This is a genomic window from Streptomyces sp. NPDC002513 (assembly GCF_053595355.1).
The window spans coordinates 26,418-48,974 of the sequence record NZ_JBSFXK010000026.1; the positions used below are offsets into that span (position 1 = coordinate 26,418).

A 22,557-nucleotide genomic window follows, 5' to 3' on the forward strand; every position below is an offset into this window, starting at 1 on the left:
GCAGTGCGCGTACCCCCTCGGAAGTACAGGCACGGGAACGTCCGTCCTTCAGGTGTGTGACCTGCGGATCTCCCCGGTTGGGCGGAGCCCGACGGGATTCACCCCTGTAGACCTTGGTTCCCCGTGAGCCCCGTCCGTCCTGGCACGAGAGTGGCAGGGGTCGAAGCGTTGCGTGGGCAGCTGAAGGCCGTACGCGAGGAGAACGCGACGCTGTCCATCGAACGGGACATCCGCGCAAGGCGACGAAGTTTTTCGCCTCGGAGATGGCCTGGTAGGCCGCTTCCAGGTCATTGAGGATCACTGCGAGACCTACCCGGTCAAGCGGCTGTGCCACGTCCTGGAGTTGGTCGTGCGGGCGCCGCGATCGTTGTCAGTGGCCTCACCTAGTCTCCGGGCATGAGCATGATCGGAGAGTACCTGCGTGTCACGGCTGCTGAGCTTGATCGAGCGATACAAGATCCCGACTGGGCGTTGGTCTTGGCTGAAGAGGTTCAGGACGCCGAGGAGGAGTCTGAGCATGCGCCGGCCGAAGCGCGTCACTTCAGCACGTACAAGACCTGGGACATGCTCCGCTTCCTGCTGGCGCGCGTCGAGTTCCCGGTGAACGTGATCCACGGTGAAGAGTCGTTCGCTGAGGATGAGGATTGGGGGTACGGGCCTCCGAGGTACCTGCGGCCTGAGCGGGTCCGGCTCGCGGCGGAAGCCCTACGGGCCACCACCTATACCCAGCTCATCAACGGGGTGGATCCCGCTGAACTGGCCAGTGCCGAGGTGTACCCCCTCGGATGGAGCGAGCCCGGCGCACTGGAGTGGGGTCGTCACTGGTACGACGGCCTCGCCCGGTTCTTCGAGGCCGCTGCCACGGCGGGCGACGCGATGCTCGTCTGGCTGGACTGATGGGCCAGGACGGCAGCGGAACCTCAGCTTGGGAAGCTGCGATCATTCGGGGACGGTTTGGGCGCTGACCTGGGCGGACGGCCGGGGTGCAGCCTTACCGGGGTCGGCTGCTTTCACCGTGATTCCTCGCTGTTCCCCGCTGGATCCGGTGCGCTTGCGGTGCGGCCGTGGTGCGTGGCCACGGCCGCAACCCTCTGATCCGTAGCTCCAGTACTACAGGGCTACATCCCGGCCAGTGCCGCGGGCGGGTCGTCGAGGACCGGCTGCCAGGCCAGCTCGGCCGCCCCCACCAGACTGTTGTGGTCGAGCGTGCACGCGAGGATGGGGACGCCGCCGCTACGGCCCCACAGGCTGCGGTCGGCGACGACAGCGCGCAGCCGCTCGGGGTCGGCGTCGAGGAGCGTGCGGTGCAGTCCGCCGAGGATGATCCGGTCCGGGTTGAGGATGTTGACCAGCCCGGCGAGGCCGAGGCCCAGTCGGTCGATCAGGACCTCGACGGCGGTGCGCACGGCCGGGTCGGCGGGATAGCCGTCACGGATCAGATCGTCGGCCTGTTGGAGCTGCGACACCGCGGGGCCCGCGTCGCGGCCGGCGGCCGTCAGGAAGGCCAGCGGGTCCGCCTCCACGTCCAGACAGCCGCGGCTGCCGCAGTGGCAGGGGCGGCCCTCGGGGTTGACGGTGAGGTGCCCCACCTCCAGCGCGAGCCCCGAACTTCCGGTGTGCAGCCGCCCGTCGAGCACCAGCGCACCGCCTACGCCCCGGTGACCGGTGGCCACACACAGCAGGTCCCGGGAGCCGCGTCCCGCGCCGTGCCGGTGTTCGGCGAGCGCGGCGAGGTTGATGTCGTTGGCGGCGAAGGCGGGCCCGGCGATGCCCACGGCGCGCACCTGCTCGGCGAAGATCTCCCGCACCGGCGCGCCCGCCGGCCACGCCAGATGGAGCGGGTTGAGCGCGAGGCCCTCGGGTTCGGCGACCGCGGACGGCACGGCGAGCCCCGCGCCCACGCAACGCAGGCCGGTCTCACGCAGCAGCTCGGCGCCCGCCTCGACCACCGAGCCGAGTACCTTCGCGGGGTCGGCGTCGACGGTCTCGCAGCCGGGCGCGGTCGCGACGATCCGGCCGCCGAGCCCGACGAGCGCGGCCCGGAAGCCGTCCGCGTGCACCTGGGCGGCGAGTGCCACGGGCCCGTCCTCGGCGACCTCGAGCCGGTGCGAGGGCCGGCCCTGTGCACCGGCGGCGGCGCCGGGATGTGCGTCGACCCGGATCAGGCCCAGGGCCTCCAGTTCGGCGGCCACGGCTCCGGCGGTGGCCCGGGTGACGCCCAGCTCCGCGGTGAGCACGGCACGCGTCGGCGCACGTCCGGTGTGCACCAGCTCCAGTGCGGGGCCGAGCGCGCCGCGTCCCCGGTCCAGTCGCGTCCGCGTGTTCGCTTCCCCCGCCGTCCGGGGGGCCGCCTTGCCAGTCATGAGGGCGAGTCTCCCATGATCCGCTCCGGGTCCGACCGGAAGCCGCCGACCCTCAGCGTGATGTTCAGCCGGCCCGTGAGCCCGAGCGAAGGCGGCGCCGTCCCCGGACGCACCCGCGGCACTCCGTGGTACGCGAGCCGCGCGGGGCCGCCGAAGGCGAACAGGTCTCCGCTGCGCAGCTCCACGTCCGTGTAGGGGCGCGCTCTGGTCTCTGTGTTGCCGAAGCGGAAGACGCAGGTGTCGCCGAGGCTCAGCGACACCACGGGGGCGCCGGACTTCTCGTCGCTGTCGCGGTGCATGCCCATGCGGGCGTCCGCGTCGTAGTAGTTGATCAGGGCGATGTCGTAGGGCTCCGGCTCCGGGGACACGGCCTCCGGGCCGAGGGCGTCCTCGGCCGCCTCGTGGGCCAGCGCCGCCAGCCAGTGCGGGAGCGGCTTGACGGGGGCGCCGTCGCCGTCGACGGCCGTGCGGGCGTAGCCGTAGGGATACCAGTGCAGGCCGAGGCACACCTGGCGGGAGGTCATGATGCCGCCGCCGGGGGTGCGCACGGTCCGCAGTCCCGCGGGCGGCCGGGCCCAGTCGCGGCAGGCTTCGAGCAGCCGGTGCTGCCCGTCCGCGTCCAGCCAGTCGGGCACATGGACGGCGCCAGGTGCGATCTGTGCGCGGCGTCGCGGGAACAGCTCGGCGTCCATGGCCCCATCATCACGTATCCGGCCAGACGCGCGGAGCCGCGCGGGGCGCGGGCCGGGCCGCGGTCCCGGCCGCCCTCGGCAGCAGCCGGAGAGAGGGGCTGAGCTGCCCCTCGGCTAGCCTGGACGCACGATGAACGACCGTATGACCACGCCCTGGGACGCGTACGCGCTCACCCGTTTCCCCGAGGATCCCCGCGACCGGCTGCGCGCCTGGGACGCGTCCGACGCGTATCTGCTGCGGCACCTCGCGGCGAGCGGTACCCCGCTCGACGGTGCGGTCGTGGTCGTCGGCGACCGGTGGGGGGCGCTGACCACCGCGCTCGCGGCGCACCGCCCGACGCAGATCAGCGACTCGTTCCTGGCCCGTGAGGCGACCCGGGCGAATCTCGCCCGCAACGGCGTCGGCCCGGACACCGTACGGCTCCTGACCACGCGGGACGCCCCGCCGCCCCGGATCGACGTCCTGCTCGTGCGGGTCCCGAAGAGCCTTGCGCTGCTGGAGGACCAACTGCACCGGCTGGCGCCCGGTGTGCACGAGGGCACCGTGGTCGTGGGCACCGGGATGGTCAAGGAGATCCACACCTCGACCCTGAAGCTGTTCGAGCGGATCCTCGGCCCGACCCGTACCTCACTCGCCGAGCAGAAGGCCCGGCTCATCTTCTGCACCCCCGACCCGGCGCTCGAGCCGGGCGCCAACCCGTGGCCGTACCGGTATCGACTCCCCGACGGCATCGGCCCGCTGTCGGGCCGGACCGTCACCAACCACGCCGGTGTCTTCAGCGCCGGCCATCTCGACATCGGCACCCGGTTCTTTCTCGGGCATCTGCCGCGCGGCCGGGGCGGCGAGCGCATCGTGGACCTCGGCTGCGGCAACGGGGTGGTGGGTGTGACGGCCTCGCTGAACACCCCTGGGGCGGAGGTGCTGTTCGTCGACGAGTCGTACCAGGCGGTGGCCTCGGCGGAGGCCACGTACCGGGACAACGCGGAGGGGACGGCCCAGTTCCGGGTGGGGGACGGCCTGTCCGGGGTGCCCGCCGGGAGCGTGGACCTCGTCCTCAACAACCCGCCGTTCCACTCCCACCAGGCGATGACGGACGCCACGGCCTGGCGCATGTTCACCGGGGCGCGGCGCGCCCTGCGGCCGGGCGGCGAGCTGTGGGTGATCGGCAACCGTCATCTGGGCTATCACCTGAAGCTGCGCCGCCTGTTCGGCAACAGTGAAGTGGTCGCGAGCGATGCGAAGTTCGTGGTCCTGAGGGCCGTCAAGAGGGAACGGTAGCGGTGGATCCGCGGGTCCCGCAGCGGTGGGAAGCCGTCGCTGCGGATCTAGGAGGACTCACGCGTGGGTGCGGCACCGTCGGGGTTTGTCGTGGCGAACTCCTTGTCCCGTATCTCGCGTGTCGCTTCAGTGATGGGGTGGACGGCTCGGTCTGCGCGCAGTCGACCAAGGGTCCGGTGTCGGATTCCACATCACGTGATTTGTGATGGAGATCACAGACCGAGAGGCCGTCCGCGCCATCCACGAGAGCGGACGTGGCATGCAGGCCGCAACGAACGCCGTACGGTGCGCCCGGTCGGGGTCAGGCCCGCAGGTAAGTGAGCACGGCCAGGACCCTGCGGTGGGTCTTGTCCGTCGGAGGTAGGTCTAGCTTGGTGAGGATGTTGCCGATGTGCTTGCCGATCGCCGCTTCGGAAACCACCAGCTCCTTGGCGATCGCGCCGTTGGACTTGCCTTCGGCGATCAGTGCAAGCACCTCGCGTTCGCGCGGGGTGAGCTGCTCCAGCGGATCGCGGCGGCGGCGCAGCAATTGGCGCACGACCTCGGGGTCGACCACCGTCCCGCCGTCCGCCACCTTGTGCAGCGCTTCCACGAATTCCTCAACCTGGCCCACCCGGTCCTTGAGTAGATAGCCGACACCCGATCCGTCGCCGGAGTCCAGGAGTTCTGCGGCGTATGTCCGTTGCACGTACTGGCTGAGGACCAGGACCGGCAGTGTGGGGCGCTTCGCGCGCAGCCGCACTGCCGCGTGCAGGCCCTCGTCCTGGAAACCGGGCGGCATGCGTACGTCCGTCACCACGATGTCGGGGGCATGCTCCTCGACCGCGGCGACGAGTGCCTGCGCGTCCCCGACGGCCGACACCACCTCGTGGCCGCAGCGGCTGAGCAGGCCGATGAGCCCTTCCCTCAGCAGCACGCTGTCTTCGGCCAGCACTACGCGGAGTGATCGGCCGCCTTGGTCAACTCGCAAGGAAACTCCACACGCAACAGAGTCGGTCCACCCGGCGGACTAGTCAGGGCAAGTCTGCCATCCAGGACCGATACCCGGTCCGCGAGACCGGTGAGGCCGCTGCCTGCCGAGGCGTCCGCGCCGCCGCAGCCGTCGTCGCGCACCTCGAGGAACAGGCGTCCGTCGCGATGACCGCCGCTCACCTGCGCGCGGTCGGCCCCGCTGTGTTTGGCGACATTGGCCAGCGCCTCGCAGACCACGAAATACGCAGCGGATTCGACCGCCTGGGTTGGCCGGCCCGGCAGTTCGAGGTCGATGTCGACGGGGACCACACAGCGGTCCGCGGCGTCGGCGACCGCGGCTTGAAGGCCGTAGTCCGTGAGGACCTTGGGGTGGATGCCGTGGATGAGCTCTCGCAGTTCCGCGAGCGCCTTGCCCGCCTCCTCGTGGGCCTTGGTGAGCTGGTCGGCGAGCGGGCCGGGAGGGGCGTCGAGGCGGGCCAGCCCGAGGGCCATCGTCAGAGCCACGAGGCGCTGTTGGGCGCCGTCGTGCAGATCGCGCTCGATACGGCGCCGCTCGGTCTCGAAGGCCTCGACCAATCGGACGCGGGAGCGGGCCAGTTCGACCACCTTGGCGCCGAGTTCGCCCTCGCGGGAGGCGATCAGCAGCCGGGCCAGCTCGGCGCGGGCGCCCGCTGTGACACCGAGCACGTAAGCACACGGGACCATCAGGAGCAGGCCCAGCACGGCGACGCCGAAGGCGGTCGGCCAGGTGGTGACCGTCCACTGCTTAAGCACCTTCGCTTCGTGGCCGTCGCCGACCGTGGCCATCAGCAGCGGGGTGGAGACCATGGACAGCGGGAAGAGCAGGACGACCGTGATCGCCAGGGCATCGACCGGCCACAGCAGCCCGGCGAACAGCAACGCGTACCCGAGCTCCCGCCAGGTCGCCTGTTCGCGCAGCCGGGTGGTCAGCCAGGCCCACAGTCCCGGCGCGGCCGGCACCTGGTGCCGACTGGACACCGGGTTGCGGTCGATCAGGCGCAGCCTGCGTCGCTCCACCCCGGCCACTGGGATCCCGCTGAGGGCGACCACGACGAGCAGCGGCAGCCCCACCAAGACGATAGCGAGCGCACCGCAGACCGCTGCCACCGTCACGATCCCCACCAGGGCGGCGGTGCCGGCAATCGCGCCGGTGAGCAGATACGCGGTGGCGCGCCAGGGCCAGGCCGACAGCAGGAAGCCCGGCCGGGACATGGCCTGCCACACGTTCCGAGAGTGCATGTGCATGACCGTAAGTGGCCCCACCGGTCCGGTGCCATCGGTCCAGGGTGCGTATCAGGGGTAGGCCTGGCACTACCCCAAGTCTCGTTCGCGCCGTACTGCGTCACGCGGGGCTTCCGCGGTTTCGTGGAGGAACCAACGAGCCAAGGAGCAGGTACTGGTGGGGGAACATATGAGCAACGACGCGATCCGATTGCGCTCCGTGACCCGGCGGTACGGCTCGGGCGGCACGTTCGTCACCGCCCTCGACGAAGTATCGCTCGCCTTCCCTAGGGGGACCTTCACCGTCGTGATGGGCCCGTCCGGGTCCGGCAAGTCGACCCTGCTGCAGTGCGCCGCAGGCCTGGACCGGCCCACGTCGGGCTCAGTCACCGTGGGCGACACCGAACTGACCGGCCTGAGCGAGACCAAGCTGACCCTGCTGCGCCGCGAGCGCATCGGCTTTGTGTTCCAGGCCTTCAACCTGCTTCCCTCGCTGACCGCCGAACAGAACGTGGCCCTGCCGCTGCGGCTGGCCGGCCGCCGCCCGAAGAAGGCCCAGGTGCGCGAGGTGCTCGAACAGGTCGGACTCGGCGACCGGTCGCGGCACCGCCCGACGGAGATGTCCGGCGGCCAGCAGCAGCGAGTTGCCCTGGCCCGCGCCCTGATCACCCGCCCCGAAGTGCTGTTCGGCGACGAGCCGACCGGCGCGCTCGACTCGCAGACCAGCCGCGAGGTGCTGACCCTGCTGCGCGGCATGGTCGACCGGGACGGCCAGACGATCATCATGGTCACCCACGACCCCGTCGCCGCTTCCTATGCCGACCGCGTCGTCTTCCTCGTCGACGGCCGGGTCAACGGTGAGTTGATCGGCGCCTCCGCCGAGGACATCGCGGCGCGCATGACCAAGCTCGAGGCGGCGCCGTGCTGAGCACCACGCTGCGCACCCTGCGTACCCGCTGGGTCACCTTCGTCGGCAGTTTCGTCGCCCTCTCCCTGGGCGTGGCGCTGATCGCCGTGATGGGGCTGGCCCTGGCGTCCTCGCTGGACGCTCCCGACCGGGGGCCGGAGCGGTTCGCCGCCGCGCCGGTCGTCGTCAAGGGCCAGGACACCCTCGAGGTGCCCACCTCGATCGGCGACCGCACCCAGAACCTCGCGCAGCCGCGTGCCGTGCCCGACGACGCGGTCGCGAAGCTGCGGGACCTCGGGACCGTCGTCGAGGACCGGTCGTTCGCCGTGCGGGCCGAGAGCGGGCCAGCCGATCTGGTGGGCCACCCCTGGTCCACCGCGGCCTTCGCGCCGTACCACCTCGACGCGGGACGCCCGCCCGAGGCCGCGGACGAGGTCGTCGTCAGCGGTGACTGGGCCCGTCCGGGCACCCGAGTGCGAACCGACGGCGGCACGGTGCGCGTCGTCGGCACCGTGGCCGGGCTCGGCTTCGAGAACGCTGTGTTCTACACCGACGCCCGCGCCGCCGAACTGTCGCCGCGCAGTCTCCAGCTCGTGGTCGACGCCGATGCGGCGGCCGTGCGCGAGGCTGTGCGCGGCAGCGAGGGCGTCCAGGTCCTCACCGGCAACGCGCGCCGGTATGCCGACGCCGACCCCGACCGGGACAGCGAGGCCCTCACCGCGATGAACGCCATGTTCGGCACGGCGGGCGGCGTCACCGGGTTCGTGTCGGTGTTCGTGGTGGCCTCGACCTTCGCGTTCGCGGTGGCCCAGCGGCGCCGCGAGTTCGGGCTGCTGCGCACCGCCGGGGCGACCCCGGGCCAGATCCGCCGCATGGTCGTCTACGAGGCGCTCGCGATCGGTGTGCTCGCCTCGGCCGCCGGCTGTGTTCTCGGTTCCTACGGGGCTCCGAAGCTCGCCGAGTGGGCGGTCAACGAGAGCCTTGCGCCCCGCTGGTTCATCATCGGCGACTACACTTGGCCCTATCACATGGCGTTCTGGACGGGCCTGTTCGTGGCCCTGTGCGGCGTGGTGGCCGCGTCCTGGCGGGCCGGGCGCACCGGTCCCACCGAGGCACTGCGCGAGGCGTCCGTTGACACTCGACCGATGACCTGGGGCCGCTGGCTGTTCGGCGCGGCCCTGCTGATCACCGCCGCGGTGACGCTGACCCTGGCCCTGGTGACGAACCCGGGCGACCTGCTGCAGCGCAAGACCTATGTGAGCCGGCCGATGCTGCTGATCACCGCGGTCGCGCTGCTCTCGCCGGTGCTGGTGCGGCCACTGGCCCGGCTGATCGCCTGGCTGCCGGCCCAACTGCCGGGCGCCGGCGGGATGCTGGTGCGGGAGAACGCCGCCACCGGGGTCCGCCGCACTGCCGCCGTCGCGGCGCCCGTGCTGGTCACGGTCGCGCTGGCGGGCTCGCTGCTCGGCGCCACCGCCACCCTCAACGAGGCGAAGGCCACCGAGGTACGCGAGCAGACGGCCGCCGACTTCGTGGTCACTCCGGCGGGCAACGCCGACTTCAACGAGGCGACGCTGCAGCGGCTTCGGGCCGTGTCCGGTGCCGAGGTCTCCGCGAGTTCGTCGAGCGCCGTGTACGTCCTGGAGGACGGCGTAGCGCTCATCAGGTCCGATGCCAGGGCCGTCGAGCCCGAACCGCTCGCGGCAACGGCCCGTCTCCCGCTCGCCGCAGGGAAGGTAAGCGAACTGGACGACGACTCGATCATCGTCAACGAGGAGTGGGAGAAGCACACCGTGGGCGAGCGGGTGGACGTATGGCTCGGTGACGGCACGAGGAAATCCCTGAAGATCGCCGCGGTCATGACCATCGGCACCGGCAACAACGGCGTCTACGTCACCCCGCGCAACGCCCCCGCGGCACCCGTCGACCGGGTCGACGTACGCCTCGCGGACGGTGCCGACGCGGACGCAGTGGCCGCCGGGCTGCGTCAGGCGGTGCGCACGTCGGGCGGGGAGGTCCTCACCAGGGACGCCTGGGTGCGTGCGACGTACCCCGAGACCAACCGGACAACCCGGATGGGCTTCTTCCTGGTCCTCGGGATCGCCCTCCTCTACACCGGCATCTCACTGGCCAACACGATGGTCATGGCGACCTCCGACCGAGTCCGCGAGCTGGCTGTGCTGCGGCTGGCCGGCGCCACCAGTTGGCAGGTGCTGCGGCTGGTGGGTGCCGAGGCGCTGATGGTGGTCATGGTCGGCGGACTGCTGGGAGCGCTGGTCGCCGGGCTCAACCTGGTGGGCATGTGGAGCGCGCTGGGCCTGCTCTCGGTGTGGACGTCCATCGAGATCCCGTGGGCGACGCTCGCGGGGGCCCTGGGTGCCTGCGCGGTGCTCGCCGTGATCTCGGCGGTCGCTCCGGCCGGTCTCTCCCTGCGCCGCAGGGCGGTGGAGCTGGCGGGCGTACGCGAGTGACCTCTGACCGGCGCTGGCCTGTCGGATGCCGCGGTGCCCCAGCAACCGGGCCTCCGCCCCCACCAGCAAGCGTCGCTGCTGAGGCGTGTGGGGAGCGGTGAGCATGATCGGCCCTACTTCGGAGTGGCGGGTGTCCGTTCAACGAGCGTTGTCAATGCTGGGTTGGCAGGGAGCAGATAGTGGCCGTGGGACTATCGGAGGTGGACCGCAGGTGCTCCATCTCGGCGTACTGCGCTGCAAGTTGGCTGATCGCTCGCTGTTTGAACTCGGTGAGTTGGTTGATCACGGACTCCTGGCGGGCGAGACGCGCTCTCAGTTTCTTGACCTCATGCTTGAGTCGTTCGGCCTGAGCGGCGCGCGGGTCAGCGAGGGTTCCGGCCTGCTGCAGAGCGGCCAGGCGGCGCTGGAACTCTCGGGCGAGGTGCTGGTAGGGGCCGGGGCGGGCTGACCCGTCTGCGTTCTTTCTGGGGTAGAACCCGGTCCGGGCGACTCCCGCCTCTTGGGCGAGGGTTTTGAGGTCGCAACGCTGGTGCGGTTGGAGCTGTCCGGACAGCACCCGGTCCATGGCTGCGCGGATGGCGCGTTCGTTGTGAGGCGGTCCTCTTCGGTGATGCGGCCCATTAGATTCGTTCTCCGTGGTGGGTGTCGGCGCTTGCGGCGGCGTCGATCTCGACGATCACGCGTTCCGCTCGTGAGGCGGCTGTGGTGAGTCGCGCGCGTTCGGTCTTCTGGGCGCGAGGCAGACCCTCGATGAAGGCTCTGCTGGTGCGGAGCGTTTCGGCCCAGACCGGCCTGTGGCAGGGGTGGTGGGCGGCCTGTGGGCAGCGGGTGGAGTCGCAGAGGCCGGCGAGAGGCCGGTCGGCCTTTGGCGTGCCGGCCAGTTGGAGACGGAGCCTTGCCCGGGTCGGTGAACCAGCAGTAGTTCGCGGTGCCGAGGTGCAGGGTTCTGGCGCGGGCGGACAGCATGGCGCGGATCTCCTCGTCGCTGCCCCATACCGATGGTGCTGTGTCGACGGTGCCGAGTTCACCGTCGACGCTGGTGAAGAACTCGACGAGGTTGCGGGCTCCTGGTCCGGACGGCATGACACCGTGCTGGTAGTTGCGGTACTCAGCGAGGAGGAGATCCTCCTTGTGCTGCTGCTCGTGCTCGTTGATCTCGGCCAGGAGGCGGGCCTGGGCTCCGCCTGGCCGAGAGGCGTAGCCCTCGGTGGTCAGCACGGAGATGTGCTTGAGCTGCAATTTTCCCGCGAGCAGTCCGCCGGGGCGGTAGGCGATCTCCATGGCCAGCGTCCGGCGGAGCATCCGCACGTTGACGTTGCCTTCAGGAATCGGGGCCAGGCCGAGCCGACGGCCGTGCGGCCCGTTGACCCACCGGCGGAAGGCCTCGTACTGGTTCTTCAGGGAGACGGTGTGGAACAGCAGGTCACCTCGCTGGCCTTGGGGCCCAGCAGGCGCTCGGCGAGCTGGGCGGCGTCGTAGGCCTCGCGCGAGATGATCCAGAGGTCGTCCTCGCCGCCGAGCGGCTTGCCCTTGATCACGTTGCTGGCGAGGCGGTAGCGGAACAGGCCGGGGGCCTGTTCGGCGGGCGGGAGGCAGCAGCCGACGGCGAGCTCGCACAGTTCTGAGGTGCGCATGCCGGAGATCGCGGCGATCACGATGATCGTGGCGGTTCTCGTGAAGTAGACCGCGTCCCTCAGCGCAACGGCGCTAATCGGCTCGGTCCAGGGCACGGGACCCTGCCCGTCGGCGCGGTCGACCAGGTCGGCCCCACGGCCATAGGGTTCCTGAACTCCGACGTCCGCGAGGGTGGCTTCCAGATCGGGCCTGATCGCTGGCAGCCATCGCGCGTCGAAGGTGCGGTAGCCCGCTTGCCGAGCAATGTCCTTCAGCGAGACGACCCGCAGCGGATCCTCTGGGCCACGCATGCCCAACCGCTTCCTCCCGGGGCTGGACGGTGGTCCGAGGAACAGAGGGATCCGATGCGTACGGTGGTGCTTGAGGACCTGATGGAGGCGTTCGATGGCCTTGTTGCGGTTCTCTTGCGGCTTCCGGTGCGGGGCAGGCGACTGCAGGCGGTTGACGCGCTCCCGCTCTGCGAGGATGCGTGGGCCCAGAGACTGGGTGAAGAACAGCGCAGCGTTCAGCAGCGGCTGGAGGATATCGCCCGGGACCGGCTGGGTCTTGTTCTCGCCGGCGTTGTTCCGGCCGGACACCTTCGCCGGGCTCCGACCGCCGAAGGGCCGCAGCGTCGGCAGGTAGCGGTCCGTGCTGAACAACTCGCCGTACTGGGCGAGACCGATGACGGCCGTGAGCGCGAGCGCGTGTCCGGTCTTCTGCTCAACGAGCACGTTCTTCTTCGTGTCGAAGCGGGTCTTCCGCAGCTGCGAATAGCTCTGACAGTGCCGTTCCGTCACCTGGTCGAGCCGGGTGACGCCTTGCTCGGTGAGCCAGTTCAGCCAGTCGGTGACGTACTGAAGGCGCCCTTGACAGGTCGGCAACGCCAGCGCGGTCCGGTTGGCCTGCGGAAGGATCTTCACAGCCGGATGGTCCGGGGCCATGAGCGCCGCGATGTACTCCTTGGCGAGGACGCGCCAGCGCGGGTTTCGGATGCCGCGGAAGTCGAGTTCGCGCTGGTATCCCGAGAGGTAGGCGGGCAGGCCGAGGACGTGCCGGAAGTTCCGCAGATCCTGCTCGAAGAGTGGGGGAAAGTGCCCGTCGGGCAGGGTGAAGCCGGCAAGGGAGCACAGGTCGGCGCCGACGAAGACGGAGGCCGGCGCGGTGCCGACGGCGGGCAGTTGGATGTCTGTCATCTGGTGCGTTCCTCGGTCAGCAGGGGCAGTTCATCGTCGGTGTCGGCGACCCGCTGTGCGGCCTCATGCAGGACGGCCGGGTCGAAGCCGCGGAGGATCTCCTCGATGCGCTGGCTGTAGCGGCCGAAGACGGCCATGAAGTGGTCGGCGGTCATCTGCTGCCACTGGCGGGAGAAGTGGGCCTTCAGCCGCAGCAGGTTCGCCCCGTGAGCGGGGGTGAAGAGCGCGAGCGGGCAGAGCAGGCAGACCCAGGGCCGTGCCGGACAGGGCTGCCCCTTGGGACCGTGCAGTCCCGACAGCTGGTCACCACAGGCAGCGACGAACACGTCGCGCTCCCCACCGACGAGTTCGGCGAGGTCGTCTTTCTCCAGGCCCAGCCGCGTGACCATCTGCGGGAAGTGGTCGACGAGCTCCGCGGCGCTGGCGGCCGACAGCACGACGGGTGGCTGGGCCTTGCGCAGGAGATCTCGCTGGGCTGACTCGATGATCGTCTCGCGGGCGTCGCGTTCCTCCGCGGTGATCGCGGCAAGGTAGTGGTCGCCCTCGACGCGCGGTGAGTGGTTGGGGTCGATGGTGGCCCGGCGACTGCCGAACCAGGCGCTCTTCTCCCTGCGTGCTTCGAAGGTGGTGCGGATGCGCTGGCGGTGGATGTCGAGGGTCCGACCGCTCTCGTCGACGATCCCACGGCTGCCGACCCACCGCTGCAGCGTGGCCTGATCGGCGATATTGCTGATCCACGAGCCGCTCCGGCCGCCGACCTGGAACCGGACCCAGAGGTCGTTGCGCAGGTGGACGGGCGCGAAGCGGCGCAGGGGAGCGGAGTGCTCCAGCCAGCGCTCCAGCACCCTCACGGCCTTCTTCGACAGGGTCAGGCTCTCCGGTCCGGTGCGGCCCTTGAGGTAGTCCAGCAGGACGGTCTCATCGCCTGCCCAGTCGATGTCGCTCAGGCCGAGCCCGGCGATGCCGTCGGGCACGATCCCGGTGCAGGTGCTGAACAGCAGCACGTGGGCCAGCACCGTTGGTGTGCTGGGAAACAGCGCTGTGCGCACTTGGGAGACGCCGCCGCTCTCCCCGTGCGGCATGCCCCGGCCGGTGCGGTAGTCCCAGTGACGAGGTGACCAGCCGAGCAGCCGGCGTACTCCGGTGCGTGCAGCGGCCCGTGCTCGGCAATGAACCAGTAGAGGTTCTCCAGACTCCAGCCGTGCCGGCGCGGGTCCTGACCCTCAGCGGCGATCTTCCAAGCTCGCCGGTGCGTGGTCCAGGCCACTGCGATCTCCTTGCGGGCCGCGTCCTGAAGGGCGAGCCACTCGGTCTCCCCGTACGGTTCGAGCGGTGTGGTCGACCGGGTGTGCCGAAATCTGCGCCTCGGTAGGTCGGGTCCGGACCCCCGTCAGGGGTCAGCCCGGCCAGGCCCTTCAAGAAGAGATCGGTGAAGTCCGGCTCCAGGTACTTCACCGACACGTGCGGCTTCGGCCGCCGACGGCGAGCCAGGTTCACCTGTCGCGGCCGGCCACATCCTCGAACACGACCTGTGCCTGCCGGTAGGTGAACGGCTCCGCCACCGCGTAGCCCTCGCCAACTGCCCACTGGTAGAAGCCGGACAGGATGCTCACGTGCTGGTTCCACGTCGACGCCGCGAGACGGACCTTCAACGGCCCGCTGGCCCGGTGCGCAGCGTACGCACTGAGCACTGACTTCAACTGTGGCCGTCCGGCGAGCACATCGCAGCCGTGGTCCGACAAGAAGCAGGCCCAGTCGCGCAGCACCCGCGCGTAGGTCTCCCACGACTTCGGCGCCGGGCATCCGGCACTCGGGAGTTCACGGAGCCACCGATTGATCACCACCGTGGCGCGCGGTCCTCCCGCGTCCTCGAACAGCAGGTCATCGTCGACGAGGACAGGCATGCCCTCGGGAATCACTGGCTTGGAGCCGAGTCCCCAGGTCCGCCAGCCCTTGCTTGAGTAGAAGATCAGATACACCCGGCAGAACCTAGGTAAGAGACACGGCACAGCACAAAGCCCATTCCTGCGCTTCTCACCTGCCGTTTTCAATGAATGCGACACGACCGTTCTGCGGAGACAACCCGGAGTAGGGTGATCATACGGGCCACGGTCCGGACCATCGCCTCCCGTCCCACGCCGAGATAGCCGCGTGAGTCGGCCGCCTCGGGATGCGCGGCGAGGTACTCCCGGATCGCGCCGGTCATCGCGATGTTCAGCGCGGTCCCTATGTTGACCTTCGCGATGCCGCCCGCGACGGCCGCCGTCAGCTCCTCGTCCGGCAGTCCGGAGGAGCCGTGCAGGACGAGGGGTACGTCGAGCGCGGCACTCAGCCGCTTGAGCAGACCGTGGTCGAGCGCGGCCGTGCGCGTGGTCATCGCGTGCGTACTGCCGACGGCGACCGCGAGGGCGTCGACGCCGGAGTCGGCCACGAACGCGGCGGCCTCCCGGGGATCGGTCCGGGCGCCGGGGGCGTGCGGGTCCGGCGGGGGCTCGCCGTTCTTGCCGCCGACCTTCCCCAACTCCGCCTCGATCCAGAGCCCTTGGGCATGCGCCCAGTCGGCGGCGGCGCGGGTGGCGGCGAGGTTCTCCTCGTACGGCAGCCGGGCCGCGTCGTACATCACGGAGCTGAACCCGGCACCGGACGCCTGCCGGAGCAGGCCGTCGCTGTGGATGTGGTCGAGGTGGAGGGCGACGGGCACGGCGGCGCGCGCGGCGGCCTCGGCGGCGGCCCGGGCGAGGGGAAGCAGCCGTCCGTAGCGGAACCTGACCGTGTTCTCGCTGACCTGGAGCACGACCGGGGCGCCCGCGTGCTCCGCGCCTGTGATGACGGCCTCGACGTGCTCCAGGGTGATGACGTTGAACGCGGGTACGGCGTGGCGCGCGGCGGCGGCAGCGGCGATCAGCTCACCGGTGGCTGCGAGGGGCATGACTCCTCCTTCTCACCGGGAACGCGGATCGGAGTTCGGGAGCGGGTTCGGGTGCGGGCCGGCGCTCGCGCCCGGGCTCGAGTTCGTGCCCGGACTCGGAGCCACGCCCGGGCTCACGCTCGGATGCGCGCCCTGGGTGAGGATCACCGAGCGGGTCAGATGGCGCGGCCGGTCGGGGTCGAGCCCCCGGGCGGCGGCGACGGCGACGGCGAGCCGCTGGACGCGGACGAGTTCGGCGAGCGGGTCGAGTTCACCGGCGACCCACAGCCCGCCCGTGTCCCGCACCTGCCGGGCGAGCCCCTCGGGTGCCTCGCCGAGCATCCAGGTGGCGGTGCCGTGGGTGGTGATGCTGATGGGACCGTGCCGGTACTCCATCGCTGGATAGGCCTCCGTCCACGCCCGTGCGGCCTCACGCATCTTGAGGCCGGCCTCGTTCGCGAGCCCGACCGTCCAGCCGCGGCCGAGGAAGGTGAACTCTGTGCAGTCGGCGAGGCCCGCGGGCAGCGGGGTCTCCAGCGCGGTACGGCCGTCGGCGACCACGGCGTCCGTGTGCAGGCCGAGGTGGGCCCGCAGCAGGGTGAGCGCGGTGGTGGCGAAGCGGGTCTGGACGACGGACCGCTCGTCGGCGAAGCCGAGCACGACCAGGTCGTCGGCGCTCTCCGCCACAGGGGTGCGCGGGTCGGCGGTGATCGCGGTGGTCCGGGTCCGCCCCCGCAGCCGGCCGAGGAGGTCGAGGACCTCGGTGGTGGTGCCGGACCGGGTGAGGGCGACGACCCGGTCGTAGGAGCGTCCATGGGGGAACTCGGAGGCGGCGAAGGCGTCCGTCTCACCCTGCCCAGACCGCTCCCGCAACGCGGCGGCGGACTGCGCCATGAACCACGAGGTCCCGCATCCGACGATCGCGACCCGCTCCCCCGCCGGCGGAAGGGCCCTCTTGTGCGCGGTCGCCTCCGTGGCGGCGCGGCTCCAGCACTCGGGCTGGCTGCTCAGCTCATCCTCGACATGGGTCATGCCCCACCCCTCCCAGTCGTGCGATTTCCTGCAAGATATAGGCAGTTTTCAAGCAGAATCAAGCATGAGGGAGAGAGTGGGGTGCGCTAGGGTCGCCGCAGCGGCCGAGGAACGCAGGCCGGGGAACGGAGACATGCGGATGTCGCGCGACGCCCGCTGGAAGGTGCTGCTGGAACTGCTCGTCGAGCGGGGCCGCCTCGATGTCGAGGAGGCCGCGGCCGAACTGCGAGTGTCGGCCGCGACCATCCGGCGCGACTTCGACCAGCTCGCGGAGCAGCAGATGCTGGTGCGCACGCGGGGCGGTGCCGTGGTGCACGGTGTCTCCTACGAGCTGCCGCTGCGCTACAAGACGGCCCGTCGCGCCTCCGAGAAGCAGCGCATCGCCAAGGCGGTGGCGGATCTGATCGCACCCGGTGAGGCGGTGGGCCTCACCGGCGGCACGACGACGACGGAGGTGGCTCGCGCCCTGGCAGTGAGCGGCGATCTGGCGTCGGGCTCCCCCGCGCTGACCGTGGTCACCAACGCGCTGAACATCGCCAACGAACTCGCCGTGCGCCCCCAGTTCAAGATCGTGGTGACGGGCGGGGTCGCACGCCCGCAGTCGTACGAGCTGATCGGCCCGCTCGCGGACGGGGTGCTCGGCCGGGTCACCCTGGACGTGGCCGTGCTCGGGGTGGTGGCCCTCGATGTCACCCATGGCGCGGCGGCGCACGACGAGGCGGAGGCGGCGATCAACCGTCTGCTGTGCGAGCGTGCCGAGCGTGTGGTCGTCGCGGCGGACTCCAGCAAGCTGGGGCAGCGCGCGTTCGCGTGGATCTGCGGGGTGGAGTCGGTGGACACGTTGGTCACGGACACGGCGGCCGGGGCGGACGCGGTACGACGGTTCGAGGAGGCGGGGGTGCGGGTGATCGCGGTCTGACGCACGGCCCCAACGGTTCGGACGCCCGGCCCTGAACAGGCCGTCAACGCGACCCCGACACGGTCAGACCCGCGCCCCCGCCCGCCTTGTCCCCGTACCCCTCCTCGCCTCCGCTCCCCGTACCCCTCCTTGCCTCCGCTCCCCGTACCCCGTCCGCTCCGCTCGCCGTGCCCCCGCCTTCACCCGCGCCTAAGCTGGGACCTGCGGTGGGGCGTGCCGGGTGCTCAGGGAGGCTGCGATGGCCGAGACGCCGTGCGATGCATATGTACCCGGAGGTTCCCGGTACCTGCCGATCGCCGACCACGGACTCATCGGTGATCTCCGCACCGTCGCCCTGGTGGGCACCAACGGCACAATCGACTGGTACTGCTGCCCGGCCTTCGACCGCCCGAGTGTGTTCGCGTCGATCCTGGACGCGGACGGAGGCGGTTCCTTCGAGCTGACGGCGACCGTGCCGGCCCGCACCAAGCAGTTCTACTTCCCCGACACCAACGTACTGATCACACGCTTCTTCACCGAGGACGGGGTCGGCGAGGTCCAGGACTTCATGCCCATCGGCGAGGGGTGCGTCGAGGCCGACCGCCACCGGCTGATCCGGCGGGTGCTGTGTGTGCGCGGTTCCATCCCGTTCCGGGCCCGGGTGGCCCCGCGCTTCGGGTACGGGGCCCAGTCGCACACCCTCCGCCTGCTCGGCGACGTGGCGGTCTTCGAGTCCACCGACCTGACGCTGGCCCTGACCGCCACCATGCCCTTGGAGGGCGACGACTCGGACGTGTGGGCGGACTTCAAGCTCGCCGAGGGAGAGTCGGCGGTGTTCGCGCTGGACCAGCTCGGCGACTCGCTCCCTCCGCGCATGTGCGCCCGTATGGAGGCGGAACGCCAGTTCGCCACCACGGTGGCGTACTGGCGGCACTGGCTGTCCGCCTCGCGCTACCGCGGCCGGTGGCGGGAGATGGTGCACCGCTCCGCCCTCACCCTGAAGCTGCTCACCTACGCTCCGACCGGCGCGATCGTCGCCGCCCCGACCACCAGCCTGCCCGAGCGGCTTGGCGGCGAACGCAACTGGGACTACCGCTATGTCTGGGTGCGGGACGCGGCCTTCTGCGTCTACGCGCTGCTGCGGCTGGGCTTCAGCGGTGAGGCCGAGGCGTTCATGAGCTTCGTGACCCGGCACGTCATCCCCGGTGACGGCGGGCCGTCCGGCCCGCTGCAGATCATGTACGGGATCGACGGCCGCACCGACCTGCCCGAGCGTGAACTGGACCATCTGGAGGGCCACCGGGGATCCGCGCCCGTACGCATCGGCAACGCCGCGGCCGCCCAGCTCCAGCTCGACATCTACGGGGCCCTCATCGACTCCATCTATCTCTACGACAAGTGGGCGCAGCCCATCTCCAGCGACCAGTGGGACCAGGTCTGCGCCCTGGTGGACTGGGTCCACGACCACTGGGACCAGCCCGACGAGGGCATCTGGGAGACCCGTGGCGGGCGCAAGAACTTCCTGTACTCGCGGCTGATGTGCTGGGTGGCGATCGAGCGGGCCATCCGGCTCGCCAACCGCCGCGGCCTGCCCGCCGACCTGCTCCGCTGGCGGCGGTGCCGGGACGCGATCTACCGGCGGATCATGCAACACGGCTGGTCCGCCGAGCGCGGGGCCTTCGTCCAGTACGAGGACGGCGACGTACTCGACGCGGCGCTGCTGATGATGCCGCTGACCAAGTTCATCGCGCCCACCGATCCCAAGTGGCTGTCGACGCTGGACGCCCTCACCCAGGACCTGGTGTCCGACTCGCTGGTCTACCGCTACGACCCGCAGGCGACCCCGGACGGCCTGCGCGGCGACGAGGGCACGTTCTCCATCTGCTCGTTCTGGTACGTCGAGGCGCTGGTGCGAGCAGGCCGCCTCGACGAGGCACGGCTGGCCTTCGAGAAGATGCTGACCTACGCCAACCATCTGGGCCTGTACGCCGAGGAGATCAGCCGCACCGGTGAGCAACAGGGCAACTTCCCACAGGCGTTCACGCATTTCGCGCTGATCAGCGCGGCGTTCAATCTGGACCGGGCACTGGGCTGACCCTGCCGCCCCTGCCCATGTCCTCGCTCACGCACCGATCGCGGCAGGCGTATCCCTCGACCGGACCCGTGCGGCACACTCGACCCCATGGAGATTGCCGAGTTCGTTGAGGTCCTGGACCGGGAGGGGCGGTTGCTGGCCGCCGCGGCGGAGGAGGCGGGTACCGGCGCGAAGGTTCCGACCTGCCCGGAGTGGCTGGTACGGGATCTGCTGCGGCACACCGGCATGGTGCACCGCTGGGCGGCGGCCTTCGTCGCCGAGGGGCACACCGCGTACCGCCCCGACGGCGGGCTGCCGGATCTGGCGGGCGCGGCGCTCCTGACCTGGTTCCGCGAGGGGCACCGGCACCTCGTCGACACCCTGTCCCACGCCGCGCCCGACGTGCGGTGCTGGCACTTCCTGCCGGCCCCCTCGCCGCTCGCCTTCTGGGCCCGGCGGCAGGCGCACGAGACGGCCGTGCACCGGTTCGACGCGGAGTCGGCGCGCGGCGGGACGCCCACCGCGGTCGGCACGGACTTCGCGCTCGACGGCATCGACGAGCTGCTGCGCGGCCTCCACGCCCGCGCGAAGAGCAGGGTCCGCAGCGAGCGGCCCCGGGTGCTGCGGGTCCGGGCGACGGACGCCGACGACGCCGTGTGGAGCGTACGGCTGTCGGAGGAGCCGCCCGTGGCCGAGCGGGAGGAGGCGGGTGGCGCGGGTGGCACGGACTGCGAAGTGGCCGGTCCCGCCGGGCAGTTGTACCTGTCGTTGTGGAACCGGCTGCCGTTCCCGTACGTGACCGGTGACGCCTCCGTCGCCGCCCTGTGGCGCGAGCGGTCCGCCGTCACCTGGGGCTGAGCGCGGGGCGCCACCTAAAGCCGATCCGAGGCGGGACGAGTGCCGGGGGATCGCGGGGGCCGAGGCCTCAGCGTCCCAGCATCCGCGCCAGCACCGCGCGGTGGATCGGCCGCACCTCGCGGTGCAGGTCGCTCCCCTTGACCGTGAGGGCGACACGCACGCCGCGCCGGTCCTCCGGGCACATGGCCCGCTCGACCAGCCCGTCCTTCTCCAGGCGGGCGACAAGCCGCGACAGCGCGCTCTGGCTGAGATGGACCCGCTCGGAGATCTCCTGGACACGGTAGGCACACGGGCCGTCCGGAGCGTTGTGCTCGGACAACAGGTCGAGCACCTCGAAGTCGCTGGCGCACAGGCCGTGCGGGTGCAGAGCGCGGTCGAGTTCGCACTGGGTGCGCGCGTGCAGCGCCAGGATGCCGCGCCACTGGTGCACGAGTGCCCGCTCAGCCCCGCTCACAGCCGCCATGACCGGACCGTAGCAAAGAACCCGCATTGTTGCACTCGAATTAAATGTACTTGCATTCAATGCATGCGCATGAAAGCCTCTGTGGCATGACCTCTCCGCTCCCGACCTTCGCGTCCGAGGGACGCTGGACCCCCCGGCTGTGGGGCACCCTGCTGGTGCTCTGCGCCGCGATGTTCCTGGACGCCCTGGACGTGTCGATGGTCGGCGTCGCCCTGCCGTCCATCGGTTCCGATCTCCATCTGTCGACGTCGACCCTGCAATGGGTCGTCAGCGGCTACATCCTCGGCTACGGCGGCCTGCTCCTCCTCGGCGGACGCACCGCGGACCTGCTCGGCAGGCGCCAGGTGTTCCTGGTGGCCCTGGGCATCTTCGCGGTGGCCTCGCTGCTGGGCGGGCTCGTCGACTCGGGTCCGCTGCTGATCGCCAGCCGCTTCATCAAGGGCCTGAGCGCCGCGTTCACGGCGCCCGCCGGACTGTCCATCATCACCACGACCTTCGCCGAGGGCCCGCTGCGCAACCGCGCTCTGTCGATCTACACCACCTGCGCGGCCACCGGCTTCTCCATGGGCCTGGTGCTCTCCGGTCTGCTCACCGAGGCGAGCTGGCGCCTGACCATGCTGCTGCCGGCGCCGATCGCACTGATCGCCCTGCTCGCGGGCCTCAAGCTGCTCCCCGGCAGCGAACGTGAGAAGGACCACAACGGCTACGACGTCCCCGGCGCCGTCATCGGCACCGCGTCGATGCTGCTGCTCGTCTTCACCGTCGTCCAGGCCCCGCAGGCCGGCTGGACATCCGCCCGGACGCTGCTGTCCTTCCTGGCCGTCGCCGTCCTCCTGACCGTGTTCGTCGCCGTCGAGCGGCGCTCGGCCGGCCCGCTCATCCGGCTGGGCGTGCTGCGCTCCGGCACCCAGATCCGCGCACAGCTCGGGGCGATGGCCTTCTTCGGGTCGTACGTCGGCTTCCAGTTCCTGGTCACGCTGTACATGCAGTCGCTGCTCGGCTGGTCGGCGCTGCACACGGCGCTCGCCTTCCTGCCCGCGGGGGCCCTGGTGGCCCTCTCGTCGACGAAGGTGGGCGCGATCGTCGACCGCTTCGGTACCCAGCGGCTGATCGCGGTGGGCTTCGCGCTCATGGTCGTCGGCTATGCGCTGTTCCTGCGGGTCGGCCTCGACCCCGTGTACGCGGCTGCCGTCCTGCCGAGCATGCTGCTGATCGGCGCGGCCTGTGCCCTGGTCTTCCCGTCGCTCAACATCCAGGCCACGAGCGGCGTCGAGGACCACGAGCAGGGCATGGTCTCCGGTCTGCTCAACACCTCGGTCCAGGTGGGCGGCGCCATCTTCCTGGCCGTGGTGACGGCGGTGGTGACGGCCCACACGCCCGCGCACCCCTCGCCGCAGGCCGTGCTCGACAGCTACCGGCCCGGTCTCATCGTGGTCACCGGCATCGCCCTCGTGGGCCTGCTCATCACCCTCACGGGACTGCTCGCCCGCCGGCCGCAGCGGTCACTGGTGGTCGCCGGGGCCCTTCCCCAGGAGGTGGACGCGGAACGCGTGGCGGTCCGCGACTAGGGGATCACCTCCGCGCGTGC

General features: G+C 70.8%; 19 protein-coding genes. 9 read left to right on the plus strand and 10 right to left on the minus strand.

Translation table 11 applies throughout. From position 1 onward, the window contains the following. Positions 1-396 precede the first annotated feature (396 nt). Complete coding sequence (locus ACWD5Q_RS18685; RefSeq protein WP_451428104.1) at positions 397-897, plus strand: YfbM family protein; 501 nt, start codon at positions 397-399, stop codon at positions 895-897. Between the two features lie 221 nt (positions 898-1,118). Here ACWD5Q_RS18685 and ACWD5Q_RS18690 read toward each other — a convergent pair whose 3' ends face one another. Together ACWD5Q_RS18690 and ACWD5Q_RS18695 are read right to left on the minus strand one after the other, a co-directional pair. Continuing rightward, a complete protein-coding gene (locus tag ACWD5Q_RS18690; protein ID WP_451428105.1) occupies positions 1,119-2,363 on the minus strand; it encodes an ROK family protein in 1,245 nt (414 codons plus the stop codon). After that, positions 2,360-3,055 (minus strand): alpha-ketoglutarate-dependent dioxygenase AlkB, encoded by a 696-nt coding sequence (locus ACWD5Q_RS18695; RefSeq protein ID WP_451428106.1) that lies wholly within the window; start codon positions 3,053-3,055, stop codon positions 2,360-2,362. The genes ACWD5Q_RS18690 and ACWD5Q_RS18695 overlap by 4 nt, the downstream gene beginning before the upstream one ends. Positions 3,056-3,185: 130 nt before the next feature. Between ACWD5Q_RS18695 and ACWD5Q_RS18700 the strand changes: the two genes are divergently transcribed. Beyond that, positions 3,186-4,334, plus strand: coding sequence for a methyltransferase (locus ACWD5Q_RS18700; RefSeq protein ID WP_451428107.1), 1,149 nt, complete (start codon positions 3,186-3,188; stop codon positions 4,332-4,334). A 301-nt stretch (positions 4,335-4,635) separates the two neighbouring features. On the opposite strand, the gene ACWD5Q_RS18705 is transcribed toward ACWD5Q_RS18700, so the two are convergent. Then, positions 4,636-5,268, minus strand: a complete 633-nt coding sequence (locus ACWD5Q_RS18705) for a response regulator transcription factor (protein ID WP_345203355.1) — start codon at positions 5,266-5,268, stop codon at positions 4,636-4,638. Beyond that, positions 5,268-6,539, minus strand: a complete 1,272-nt coding sequence (locus ACWD5Q_RS18710) for a sensor histidine kinase (RefSeq protein WP_451428160.1) — start codon at positions 6,537-6,539, stop codon at positions 5,268-5,270. The genes ACWD5Q_RS18705 and ACWD5Q_RS18710 overlap by 1 nt, the downstream gene beginning before the upstream one ends. A 199-nt stretch (positions 6,540-6,738) precedes the next feature. Here ACWD5Q_RS18710 and ACWD5Q_RS18715 point away from each other — a divergent pair, with 199 nt between their 5' ends. The 3 genes from ACWD5Q_RS18715 (at position 6,739) to ACWD5Q_RS18725 (ending at position 10,374) form a co-directional block, all read left to right on the plus strand. Next, on the plus strand, positions 6,739-7,476 hold the full coding sequence (locus ACWD5Q_RS18715) for an ABC transporter ATP-binding protein (RefSeq protein WP_451428161.1): 738 nt from the start codon (positions 6,739-6,741) through the stop codon (positions 7,474-7,476). Beyond that, positions 7,470-9,926, plus strand: a complete 2,457-nt coding sequence (locus tag ACWD5Q_RS18720) for an FtsX-like permease family protein (RefSeq protein WP_451428108.1) — start codon at positions 7,470-7,472, stop codon at positions 9,924-9,926. Before ACWD5Q_RS18715 ends, ACWD5Q_RS18720 begins: the two co-directional genes overlap by 7 nt. Before the next feature lie 211 nt (positions 9,927-10,137). Continuing rightward, positions 10,138-10,374, plus strand: coding sequence for a hypothetical protein (locus tag ACWD5Q_RS18725; protein ID WP_451428109.1), 237 nt, complete (start codon positions 10,138-10,140; stop codon positions 10,372-10,374). A 949-nt stretch (positions 10,375-11,323) separates the two neighbouring features. Here the strand turns inward: ACWD5Q_RS18725 and ACWD5Q_RS18730 are convergent. From ACWD5Q_RS18730 to ACWD5Q_RS18750, 5 genes are all read right to left on the minus strand, one after another. Continuing rightward, the gene (locus ACWD5Q_RS18730; RefSeq protein WP_451428110.1) at positions 11,324-12,736 is read right to left on the minus strand and encodes a hypothetical protein; all 1,413 of its coding nucleotides are present in this window, start codon (positions 12,734-12,736) and stop codon (positions 11,324-11,326) included. Further along, complete coding sequence (locus ACWD5Q_RS18735; protein ID WP_451428111.1) at positions 12,733-13,818, minus strand: hypothetical protein; 1,086 nt, start codon at positions 13,816-13,818, stop codon at positions 12,733-12,735. The genes ACWD5Q_RS18730 and ACWD5Q_RS18735 overlap by 4 nt, the downstream gene beginning before the upstream one ends. A gap of 411 nt (positions 13,819-14,229) precedes the next feature. Next, positions 14,230-14,715, minus strand: coding sequence for a site-specific integrase (locus ACWD5Q_RS18740; RefSeq protein WP_451428112.1), 486 nt, complete (start codon positions 14,713-14,715; stop codon positions 14,230-14,232). 68 nt (positions 14,716-14,783) lie between these two features. Further along, positions 14,784-15,665, minus strand: a complete 882-nt coding sequence (locus ACWD5Q_RS18745; RefSeq protein WP_451428113.1) for a class II fructose-bisphosphate aldolase — start codon at positions 15,663-15,665, stop codon at positions 14,784-14,786. A 12-nt stretch (positions 15,666-15,677) separates the two neighbouring features. Further along, positions 15,678-16,676, minus strand: a complete 999-nt coding sequence (locus tag ACWD5Q_RS18750) for an SIS domain-containing protein (protein ID WP_451428114.1) — start codon at positions 16,674-16,676, stop codon at positions 15,678-15,680. Between the two features lie 139 nt (positions 16,677-16,815). Between ACWD5Q_RS18750 and ACWD5Q_RS18755 the strand changes: the two genes are divergently transcribed. The 3 genes from ACWD5Q_RS18755 to ACWD5Q_RS18765 all read left to right on the plus strand — a co-directional run bounded on the left by ACWD5Q_RS18755 (position 16,816) and on the right by ACWD5Q_RS18765 (position 20,506). Beyond that, the gene (locus ACWD5Q_RS18755; RefSeq protein ID WP_451428115.1) at positions 16,816-17,595 is read left to right on the plus strand and encodes a DeoR/GlpR family DNA-binding transcription regulator; all 780 of its coding nucleotides are present in this window, start codon (positions 16,816-16,818) and stop codon (positions 17,593-17,595) included. A 238-nt stretch (positions 17,596-17,833) separates the two neighbouring features. Continuing rightward, positions 17,834-19,669, plus strand: a complete 1,836-nt coding sequence (locus ACWD5Q_RS18760) for a glycoside hydrolase family 15 protein (protein WP_451428116.1) — start codon at positions 17,834-17,836, stop codon at positions 19,667-19,669. Between the two features lie 87 nt (positions 19,670-19,756). Then, on the plus strand, positions 19,757-20,506 hold the full coding sequence (locus ACWD5Q_RS18765; RefSeq protein WP_451428117.1) for a maleylpyruvate isomerase family mycothiol-dependent enzyme: 750 nt from the start codon (positions 19,757-19,759) through the stop codon (positions 20,504-20,506). Positions 20,507-20,573: 67 nt separating this feature from the next. Here ACWD5Q_RS18765 and ACWD5Q_RS18770 read toward each other — a convergent pair whose 3' ends face one another. Further along, positions 20,574-20,969: a MarR family winged helix-turn-helix transcriptional regulator gene (locus ACWD5Q_RS18770; protein ID WP_451428118.1), complete on the minus strand. Its 396-nt coding sequence runs from the start codon at positions 20,967-20,969 to the stop codon at positions 20,574-20,576. A gap of 86 nt (positions 20,970-21,055) precedes the next feature. Here ACWD5Q_RS18770 and ACWD5Q_RS18775 point away from each other — a divergent pair, with 86 nt between their 5' ends. Beyond that, positions 21,056-22,537 carry an MFS transporter gene (locus tag ACWD5Q_RS18775; protein ID WP_451428119.1) on the plus strand — a complete coding sequence of 494 codons (1,482 nt, stop codon included), beginning with the start codon at positions 21,056-21,058 and terminating at the stop codon, positions 22,535-22,537. The last annotated feature ends 20 nt before the right edge of the window (positions 22,538-22,557 follow it).